Annotated in this window: 5 protein-coding genes and 2 pseudogenes; 4 read left to right on the top strand and 3 right to left on the bottom strand. The window is 72.2% G+C overall.

Going from position 1 to position 10,434, the window contains the following annotated elements; all coding sequences use genetic code 11:
- Together AC3ETA_RS45575 and AC3ETA_RS45570 are read left to right on the top strand one after the other, a co-directional pair.
- Positions 1–290: pseudogene (locus tag AC3ETA_RS45575) on the top strand (hypothetical protein); the annotation flags it as partial.
- Positions 291–1,300: 1,010 nt separating this feature from the next.
- A complete protein-coding gene (locus AC3ETA_RS45570) occupies positions 1,301–2,245 on the top strand; it encodes a prenyltransferase/squalene oxidase repeat-containing protein (protein ID WP_432198777.1) in 945 nt (314 codons plus the stop codon).
- Positions 2,246–2,251: 6 nt separating this feature from the next.
- On the opposite strand, the gene AC3ETA_RS45565 is transcribed toward AC3ETA_RS45570, so the two are convergent.
- From AC3ETA_RS45565 to AC3ETA_RS45555, 3 genes and pseudogenes are all read right to left on the bottom strand, one after another.
- The gene (locus AC3ETA_RS45565; RefSeq protein ID WP_432198776.1) at positions 2,252–2,560 is read right to left on the bottom strand and encodes an AzlD domain-containing protein; all 309 of its coding nucleotides are present in this window, start codon (positions 2,558–2,560) and stop codon (positions 2,252–2,254) included.
- The gene (locus AC3ETA_RS45560; protein WP_432198775.1) at positions 2,557–3,282 is read right to left on the bottom strand and encodes an AzlC family ABC transporter permease; all 726 of its coding nucleotides are present in this window, start codon (positions 3,280–3,282) and stop codon (positions 2,557–2,559) included. The genes AC3ETA_RS45565 and AC3ETA_RS45560 overlap by 4 nt, the downstream gene beginning before the upstream one ends.
- Before the next feature lie 31 nt (positions 3,283–3,313).
- Positions 3,314–4,141 (bottom strand): annotated as a pseudogene (locus AC3ETA_RS45555) (AraC family transcriptional regulator); the annotation flags it as partial.
- A 301-nt stretch (positions 4,142–4,442) separates the two neighbouring features.
- Between AC3ETA_RS45555 and AC3ETA_RS45550 the strand changes: the two are divergent.
- Complete coding sequence (locus AC3ETA_RS45550; RefSeq protein ID WP_432198774.1) at positions 4,443–9,398, top strand: ATP-dependent helicase; 4,956 nt, start codon at positions 4,443–4,445, stop codon at positions 9,396–9,398.
- Between the two features lie 139 nt (positions 9,399–9,537).
- Positions 9,538–10,428, top strand: coding sequence for a DNA-formamidopyrimidine glycosylase family protein (locus tag AC3ETA_RS45545; RefSeq protein WP_432198773.1), 891 nt, complete (start codon positions 9,538–9,540; stop codon positions 10,426–10,428).
- The last annotated feature ends 6 nt before the right edge of the window (positions 10,429–10,434 follow it).

Here is a 10,434-nt window from a genome sequence, read left to right as displayed (position 1 = left end):
CCCTTCGCCCACAGGTACGGATCCTCTGCCAGCCGTTGCCGGCAGTACGTCAGGAACAGCACGAATGCGTCTGGTGGCTCGGTCCGGATACCGGGCATCGCTTCAAGCGGTCCGGCGTGGGAGGCTTTAGGGGTCTGAGTGGTCAGGGCACCAAACGACGGATCACTGAGGCGGAGCGGTCACGGATCATTGGCCTTCCGCCGGGGCTGCGCTGCTCCCCGAACGATGATGGCATCAAGGCCGAGGTCTGCTGCGGCCATGGGCCGGAGAAAAAACCGGGCCGATGGTGATGCTTTGCGGATGCGGCATAGACACGAGGAACTATGACCGCCTCCTCCCGCAACAGTGCCTTCAACCGCGTACATAGCCTACTTCGAGGTCATTCCGTATAACGCGCGGTCCGTTGTGCATTTCACTGATGACAACGGCGTGCACTGGACCTTGGACGAACACGGTGAGCGGCAGGAGCGTGCCGATGGGTGAACGAGCCAACGACGCCGGAAGCCGCGACGGGTCGTCAGGGCCGTCATGACGGTCTCCCCCCGCCAGCGGTTCACTCCGCCCTCGGTGTCGTCAGGCTCAGGCCGGCGCGCGCGTGAGATCCGCGCGGATCGTCCCGGCATTGATGCCGATCCCCGCGTCCTCCAGCAGCGCGGATCGCTGTACTTGATCGGCTCAGCCTTGGCCTCGGGCTCCTTCCGCTGTGCGGGCGGCGGGAGGGCGCGGGCGGGATGACGGGGCCGTCTCAGGCGCGCCTGGGTGACGACGGGCGTCACGACAGCAGCCGGGGGAAGCAGTCGGTACAGCTGGTTGATCAGCGCGCCGAACGTCAGCCGAGAGGCGCCGGGCAGCACGGTTGCGACCACGTAGTCCAGCGGCTCGGCGCCCGGGCCGACGCCCGCGATGTTCAGCACAATGGGCCCCGAGAAGCTCGTCAGGTCGTCGCCGCACCACGTCATCCGGGTAGCTGCCGGTAGGCCGGCGCCAGAAGGTGAAACGAATAGACAGTCACAGAGAGTTGTCACCATCAGGCCAGGCCGACGGCACGAAACTCCCCGGTCGCACCCTCACCCCAGGGGATTTGCAGGGAGTTTCAGCGCGGGACGGGCCGGGACAGGTGGGGCTTACGATTCCGCACAACAGTGCAGGTCATAGCACTAACTCGCATATATCTCCGCAGGTCGGCGGGTCTTCCGCCCCTAGAAGACCGTCAACCGCATGCCTCCAGTATCCCGCCCCTGGGGGTGGGCCTGCGCCGGGACCGCTTGCCGAGACCGCTTTCCGCCCTACGGTCTGACGCATGCCCGAACCCGGAGCTTCCGTACTCCCACCGACGCCCCCGGCGCACTCCCCGCTCTTCCGCGCCGAGCAGTTCGTCTGGCTCACCGCGCGCGTGCTGGAACAGCGCCTCTTCGCGTACCACTTCCTGAACGGCGCCGCCGACCCGGTGGAGACCGCCCTGGACGCCTACCGCAACGAGGACGGCGGGTACGGCCACGCGCTGGAGCCGGACCTGCGCGGTCCGGTCAGCCAGCCGCTGCACGTCGGCCACGCCCTCCACGTCCTGGACGCCGTCGAGCGCTGCGGCGGACAGCGCGTGGACCGCGTGTGCCGCTATCTGACGTCGGTCTCCACGCCGGACGGCGCCCTTCCGGCGGTCCACACCGGCCAGCGCGGCTACCCGACGGCCCCGTTCATCCCGGTCGTGGACGACCCGCCCAGCTCGCTCCTGGCGACCGGTCCGGTGGTCGGTCTGCTGCACCGCAACGAGGTCTGGCACGCCTGGCTGTTCCGGGCCACGGACTTCTGCTGGCAGGCGGTGGAGTCCTTGGAGAAGTCGCATCCGTACGAGATCGAGGCCGCCGTGGCCTTCCTGGACTCCGCTCCCGACCGCCCGCGCGCGGAGGCGGCCGCGGACCGACTGGGCCGCCTGGTGCGCGATCAGCGGCTCGCGGTACTGGAGCCGGACGGCCTCGACTCGTACGCCGTCCCGCCCGGCTATGCCCAGGGCGAGCACCACTTCCCGCACGACTACGCGCGGACGCCGCGCTCGCTCGCGCGCGCGCGGTTCACCGACGACGAGCTGAGCCGCTCCCTCGACCACCTCGCCGGCGAGCAGCAGGAGGACGGCGGCTGGCCCGTCCGCTGGCGCCAGTGGACGCCGGGCATCCTGCTGGAGGCCCGCCCGATGGTGACGATCCAGGCGCTGCGCACCCTCAGGGCGTACGGCCGCCACATCGGCTGACCCGCCTCACCCGCCCAAGGCACGTATCCCGGCGGTCACGACCACGGCCGCTCCGACGACGAGCAAGAAGGGTGCCCTCAGAACGAGGGCCACGGCGGCCGCCGCGACCCCTGCCACCCTCGCGTCCAGCACCAGCGCCTGCCCGTCACCGAACGTCTGCTGGGCCGTGAGGGCGGCGAGCAGGGCGACGGGCAACAGGGCGGCGAGACGCCGTACGAGAGGCTTCTCCAGGGCGCCCGCGGGCACCAGCAGCCCGATGAGCTTGACGGCGTAGCAGCCGACGACGGTGGCGCCGATGGCGATCCAGGTGTTCACCGCGCTTCCCCTCCCGCACGCCGTCCCTGCGCCCACAGCACGGCAGGCGCGGCGAGCGCGGCCACCAGTACGGGCACCCCGGCAGGCAGCACGGGCAGCAGCCCCAGCCCCAGAACCACCGCGAGGCCGGCGACGGCCCGCTCGGTGCCGGTCTTCAGCATGGGCGCGAGCAACGCGAGGAACACGGCGGGCCCGGCGGCGTCGAGCCCCCATGCAGCGGTGTCGCCGATGGCCTCGGCCCCCACCGCGCCCAGCAGCGTCGTGAGATTCCACAGCACGTACAGACTCAGCCCGGTCACCACGAACCCGATCCGCGCACTGCGCCGAGTGGGCTGCGCCAGCGTGACGACCGTCGTCTCGTCGATCACCCACTGCGCGGCGAACAGCCGCACCGCGCGCGTGAGGCGCAGCACCTGGGACAGCCGCAGCCCGTAGAAGGCGTTGCGCACGCCCAGGAAGAAGGCCCCGGCAGCCGCGGTGAACGGGCTGCCACCGGCCGCGATCGCCCCGACGAGCGCGAACTGCGACGCCCCGGTGAACACCAGCAGGCTGAGCACACAGGTCTGCAGGAGCGTGAGGCCACTGCCCGCCGACGTCACCCCGAAGGCGAACCCGGACAACCCGACGGCGACCCCGACACCCAGGGCGTCCCGTACGACGGCGGCATCGGGCTTGTCGTCCCGGCCGACGCGAAGATCAGTGAGAGCGTTCGGTTCTTGCACGCCCTCGACGCTAGGCAACCCGCTACCGCAGGTCTTGTACGTTCTTGCGCTCCCGCTGATAGGTCCCCGGCGGCACGCCGACGATCCGGGCGAAGTGCCGATTCAGATGCGGCTGATCGGTGAACCCCACGGCAAGCGCCGCCTCGGCCGGCGAGACCCCGGCGTCCAGCAGCCTCCGGGCCCGCCGCACCCGCGCATCGGTCAGCCAGGTGTGCGGCGGCATCCCGTACACATCCCGAAAGGCACGCAGCAGGGCGAACGGACCGGTATCAAGATCGGCAGCCAGCTGCTCCAGACTGGGCGGCTCGGCCATCCGCCCCTCCAGCACCTCACGCGCGCGTACGGCGACCTGAGCCCCCGCAGTCCGCACCTCCCGCTGCGGCAACACCCCACCGTTCAACCGCAGCAACCGCGTCACGGCCACCCTCAGCAACGTGTCCGCCGCCAGAGCGTTGCCCTCGTCAGCGGCCCGCAGCACCTGATGCACCAGCCCCACCGCATACGCGTCATCGAACACCGGCCGAACGAACCCAGGCGTACCCCGCACAGAAGTGGTCTCGGCAGCGATCTCGGCCACAAGCTCCGGCGACGGATACACAGCCCCGTACTGCCACCCCTCAGGCACCCCCGCCCGCCCCGTATGCGGAGTATCAGGATTGACCAGGGCAAGCGCACCGGCCCCCGCGTACTGATCGGCCCCCCGATGACGGAAGACCTCCACGCCCTCAGCGATCGCAGCGATCACGAAGTGCTCATGGGTATGCCGCACAAAGGTCTTCTCGATGTACCGGGCCCGCAGCAGATCGACACCGGGCAACTCGGCATACCGCCAGTGCCGCGCCCGCTCCCGAGAACCCATGCCCCCATTCTCCGCAAACGGTCAGAGCACGCCGTCAAAGGCCCGCCCGGCGCAGCACCCGCGTACGGCGGTGAGGGGCCGTGCCGGGGGGTGTCCGCCCGCAACGGCGGGCGTCAACGAACAGCACCCTTCTCATGCCGGGCAACCGCCCGACCGAGGACGAACACCCCCCGGCACGGCCCCGACCCACCCCACACCCGCAGGCGCTACCCGCACCCCCACCACCCCGCACAGGCCGCCGCAGGCACCCCCATTCCCCCAGCTCAGCCCGATTGTCAGACCCCGGGTGCAGGATGGACGCATGGTCAGCAACCCGCACCGAGCCTTGACCGGCTTCTCCCCCGCAACCCGCGGCTGGTTCACGGGCGCCTTCTCCGCGCCCACTCCGGCCCAGGCAGGCGCGTGGCAAGCCATCAACGAAGGCTCGGACGTGCTGGTCGTAGCCCCCACCGGCTCAGGCAAGACCCTCGCCGCGTTCCTGGCCGCCCTGGACCAGCTGGCCTCCACACCGCCACCGGCGGACCCCAAGAAACGCTGCCGGGTCCTCTACGTCTCCCCCCTCAAGGCCCTGGCCGTGGATGTGGAGCGCAACCTCCGCAGCCCCCTGACCGGCATCCGCCAGGAATCCGTCCGCCTGGGCCTCCCCGAACCCGAGGTGAAGGTCGGCATCCGCTCCGGCGACACCCCCGCCGCAGAGCGCCGAGCCCTGGCGACCCGCCCCCCGGACATCCTCATCACGACCCCCGAGTCCCTGTTCCTGATGCTGACGTCGGCCACCCGCGACGCCCTGACCGGCATCGAGACGGTGATCCTGGACGAGGTCCACGCGGTGGCGGGCACCAAGCGCGGCGCTCACCTCGCCCTCACCCTGGAACGTCTGGACGAGCTCCTCCCGAAGCCGGCCCGCCGCATCGGCCTCTCCGCGACGGTCCGCCCGGTCGACGAGATCGCCCGCTACCTCTCCCCCCGCCGCAAGGTGGAGATCGTCCAGCCGAAGTCGGGCAAGGAGTTCGATCTCTCGGTCGTCGTCCCCGTCGAGGACCTCGGCGAACTGGGCGGCTCCCCGGTCGCCGACGGCTCCGAAGGCACGGAGCGTCCCTCGATCTGGCCGCACGTCGAGGAGCGCATCGCCGACCTCGTCCAGTCCCACCGCTCCACGATCGTCTTCGCCAACTCCCGCCGCCTCGCGGAACGCCTCTGCAACCGTCTCAACGAGATCGCCTACGAGCGCGCCACCGGCGAAACCCTGGACGAACATCACGCCCCGGCGGAACTCATGGGCGGCTCAGGAGCAGCCCAGGGCGCACCCCCGGTCATCGCCCGAGCCCACCACGGCTCCGTCTCCAAGGAGCAGCGCGCCCTCGTAGAAGAGGACCTCAAAGCCGGCCGCCTCCCCGCCGTCGTAGCCACCTCCAGCCTCGAACTCGGCATCGACATGGGCGCGGTGGACCTCGTGGTCCAGGTCGAATCACCCCCTTCCGTGGCCTCCGGCCTCCAGCGCGTGGGCCGCGCGGGCCACCAGGTCGGCGCCGTCTCCACCGGCGTGGTGTTCCCGAAGTACCGCGGCGACCTGGTCCAGGCGGCAGTGGTCACCGAGCGCATGCGCACGGGCGCCATCGAATCCCTCAGGGTCCCCGCCAACCCCCTCGACGTCCTCGCCCAGCAGATCGTCGCGATGACGGCGATGGACACGTGGCAGTTCGACGACCTCCTCGCCACCGTCCGCCGAGCCGCGCCCTTCGCGTCCCTCCCCGAGTCCGCCTTCACCGCGGTCCTCGACATGCTCGCCGGCCGCTACCCGTCCGACGCCTTCGCAGAACTGCGCCCGCGCGTGGTCTGGGACCGGGTCGCCGGCACGATCACCGGCCGCCCCGGCGCCCAGCGCCTCGCCGTCACCTCCGGCGGCACCATCCCCGACCGCGGCCTCTTCGGTGTCTTCCTCGCCGGCTCGGACCCCAAGAAGGGCGGGGGCCGGGTCGGCGAGCTCGACGAGGAGATGGTCTACGAGTCCCGCGTCGGCGACGTCTTCACGCTCGGCACGAGCTCCTGGCGCATCGAGGACATCACCCGCGACCGCGTCCTGGTCTCCCCTGCACCTGGCGTACCGGGCCGCCTGCCGTTCTGGAAGGGCGACCAGCTGGGCCGGCCTCTGGAACTGGGCCGCGCGGTGGGCGCGTTCCTGCGCGAGGTCGGCTCGCTGTCCAAGGACGACGCCCGTCTGCGCCTCGTCACCGCCGGCCTGGACGCGTGGGCGGCCGACAACGTCCTGTCGTATCTGGACGAGCAGCGCGAGGCGTGCGGTCACGTCCCGGACGACCGCACGATCGTCGTCGAGCGCTTCCGCGACGAGCTCGGCGACTGGCGCGTCGTCGTGCACTCCCCCTTCGGCGCGCAGGTCCACGCCCCCTGGGCCCTCGCCCTCGGCGCGAAGCTCTCCGAGCGCTACGGCATGGACGCGCAGGTCATGCACGCCGACGACGGCATCGTGCTGCGCCTGCCGGACGCCGACCTGATGGGCCTGGACCTGCTGGACCAGGAGCCGCGCAAGGCCGGCACGGAGTACGACGCCGACCAGGCACCCGTCGGCGCGGCGGACGTCGTCTTCGACAAGGGCGACGTCGACCAGACGGTCACCGACCAGGTCGGCGGCTCGGCCCTGTTCGCGTCGAGGTTCCGCGAGTGCGCCGCCCGCGCGCTGCTGCTGCCGCGCCGCAACCCCGGCAAGCGCACCCCGCTGTGGCAGCAGCGTCAGCGTGCGGCCCAACTGCTCCAGGTGGCGAGCGATTTCGGCTCGTTCCCGATCGTCCTGGAGGCCGTCCGCGAGTGCCTCCAGGATGTCTTCGACGTGCCCGGACTCGTCGAGCTGATGGGCGACCTGGAGTCCCGCAAGGTACGCCTCGTCGAGGTCACCACTCCCGAGCCGTCGCCCTTCGCCCGCTCCCTCCTCTTCGGGTACGTCGCACAGTTCCTGTACGAGGGCGACTCCCCGCTCGCCGAGCGCCGCGCGGCCGCCCTGTCGCTGGACTCGCGGCTGCTCGCCGAGCTGCTCGGCCAGGCGGAGCTGCGTGAGCTGCTGGATGCCGAGGTGCTGACCGAGCTGGAGCGCGAGCTCCAGTGGCTCACCGAGGACCGCCGCGTGAAGGACGCCGAGGGCGTCGCGGATGTCCTGCGCCTCCTCGGCCCGCTCACCGATGCCGAGTTGGCCGAGCGGGGCGCCGAGCCGCACTGGGCGCAGGAGCTGGCCGGCGCCCGCCGCGCCATCAAGGTCCGGGTCGCCGGCACCGACCACTGGGCGGCGATCGAGGACGCGGGCCGCCTGCGCGACGCGCTCGGCACAGCCCTGCCGGTCGGCGTCCCCGAGGCCTTCACCGAACCGGTCAAGGATCCACTCGGCGACCTCCTCGCCCGCTATGCCCGCACCCACGGCCCGTTCACCTCGGCCACGGCGGCGGCCCGCTTCGGCCTGGGCGTCGCGATCACCGACGGCGCCCTCCAGCGGCTGGCGGCCGGCGGGCGCGTCGTACAGGGCGAGTTCCATCCGGCGGGCATCGGCCAGGAGTGGTGCGACGCGACGGTCCTGCGACGACTGCGCCGCCGTTCCCTCGCCGCGCTGCGGCACGAACTGGAGCCGGTGCCGCCGGCCGCGCTCGCGCAGTTCCTGCCGCAGTGGCAGCACATCGGCAAGGGCCACGGGCTGCGCGGCATCGACGGACTGGTCCGCGCCATCGAGCAGTTGCAGGGCGCGTCCGTGCCCGCGTCCGCCCTGGAGAAGCTGGTTCTGCCGTCACGCGTCGCCGGCTACACCCCCGCGATGCTCGACGAGCTCACCTCTGCCGGCGAAGTCGTCTGGGCCGGAGCCGGTTCACTTCCCGGCAAGGACGGCTGGATCTCCCTCTACATGGCGGACGCGGCCCCGCTGCTCCTGCCGCAGCCCCACCCCTTGGAGCTGACGGCACTGCACCAGTCGGTCCTGGACGCCCTCTCCGGCGGCTACGGCCTGTTCTTCCGCCAGATCGCCGACCAGATCCGGGCAACCACCCACCCGGACGCCACCGATCCCCAACTCGCCGACACCCTCTGGGATCTGGCCTGGTCGGGCCGTCTGACCAACGACACCCTGGCCCCCATGCGCTCGCTGCTGGGTTCGGGCCGCACCGCGGGCTCCACGGCCCACCGCGCCAAGCGCACGATTCCCCGGGGCCGCTACGGCTCCCTCACAGCCGCCGCCCGCCCCGCGTCCCGCACCGGCCCGCCGACCGTAGCCGGCCGCTGGTCCGTGCTCCCGGCACACGAACCCGACCCCACCGTCCGCGCACACGCCCTGGCCCGCAGCCTCCTCGACCGGCACGGCGTGGTGACCCGGGGAGCGGTCGGCGCGGAGGGCGTCGAGGGCGGCTTCTCGGCGACGTACCGCGTCCTGTCCGCCTTCGAGGAGAGCGGCCAGGCACGGCGCGGCTATGTGGTGGAGGGCCTCGGCGCGGCCCAGTTCGCGATGGACGGCGCGGTGGACCGCCTCCGCGCGGTGTCCAACGCCCGCGACCGCGGCTCCGACCTGCCGGGCCCGGCCGCCCCCGACGCCTTCGGCCCAACTCCTCCTTACGGCGCAGCCGATCCCGACGGCGACCGAACCGGCACTTCGGCGTACGACGACCTCGATCGCACAGCCCCGTCCGACCACCCCGACTACGACATCCCCGACCTCGACCACGACTTCCTGGACGCCCACCTCGGGCCGAGCGAATGGGTCTCGCCCCGCGACCTCGCGCCCGATGCCGGCCGGCGTACCCCGCGAGAGCCGGCATGGCACAACGGCGGAGGCCAGCACGGCCCCGGTTCCGTCTCCCGCAGGACCAGCCCCGCCCCCGACACCAGGGCCGTCGTCCTCGCCGCCGCCGACCCGGCGAACGCCTACGGCGCCGCGCTGGGCTGGCCCGAGCCCCCCACCGGCGCCGGGCACAAACCGGGCCGCAAGGCGGGCTCCCTGGTGGTCCTCGTCGAAGGTGAGCTGACCCTCTACATGGAGCGCGGCGGCAAGACCCTGCTGGCCTGGCCCTCGGCCCCGGACACGGAACCCGCCGACGACCCCCGTCTGCACACGGCGGCGGAAGCCCTCGCCTCGGCCGCCCGCGCGGGCTCCCTCGGCACGGTCACTGTGGAACGGGTGAACGGCGCCTCGGCACTGACGTCCCCCATGGGCGCCCTCCTGGAAGGAGCAGGCTTCATCGCGACCCCCAGAGGCCTGCGCCTACGCGCCTGACACCAGATACATGACACCCAGCCCCGCCCCGCCCCGCCCCGCGCCATCCCGCCCTGGGCCACCACCCACCCCGAACCGCCCCCCACCCTCGACCGCGGCCCACCCGCACACACCCACCCCCCCATGCCACCCTTGACCCATGCCCGAAGGAGACACGGTCTGGCAGACGGCGAAGCGGCTGCACACCGCCCTCGCCGGCGGAACGCTGTCTCGTAGCGACTTCCGGGTGCCCAAGTACGCCACGGTCGATCTCACGGGCCGCACCGTCCTGGACGTCACCCCTCGCGGCAAACACCTCCTGACCCGCGTCGAAGGCGGCCTGACGATCCACTCGCACCTGGGGATGGAGGGTTCCTGGAAGGTCTTCACCGACCAGCAGCGCTGGACAGGCGGCCCCGTCCACCAGATCCGCGCGATACTCACGACCACCCTCACCCCGGAGGCCCCGGGCGCCCTCGACGCCCGCCCAGCCTCCACAGCCACCCACACAGCCGTCGGCTACCGCCTCCCCGTCCTCGAAGTCCTGCGCACCACCGAGGAGGACCGCGCCGTCGGCCACCTCGGCCCCGACCTGCTGGGCCCGGACTGGGACCCCGACCGCGCTCTCACGAACCTCCTCACGGACCCCACCCGCCCCCTCGGCGAGGCCCTCCTGGACCAGCGCAACCTCGCCGGCATCGGCAATGTCTACAAGAGCGAGCTCTGCTTCCTGCTCCGCGTCACGCCCTGGCTCCCCATCGGCGCGCTCCCCGCCGAGCACACCGCGCAACTGCCGCTCCTCGCCAAGAAACTCCTGGAAGCCAACCGCGACCGCCCGATCCGCAACACGACGGGCCGCCGCGGCCAGGACCTCTTCGTCTACGGCCGTGCCCGCCGCCCCTGCCTGCGCTGCACCACCCCGGTCCGCGCGGCCGACCAGGGTGACGGTTCCCGGGAGCGCCCCACCTACTGGTGCCCCAACTGCCAGGCGGGCCCGACCCCCAGCCGGACGCCGGGCACCACCCCACGCCATGGAACCCAGCACCGCTGAACCCGA

Source organism: Streptomyces sp. bgisy027 (assembly GCF_057710365.1).
Note: the sequence above shows the minus strand (reverse complement) of the source record. Positions and strands in the feature narration are given on the sequence as shown.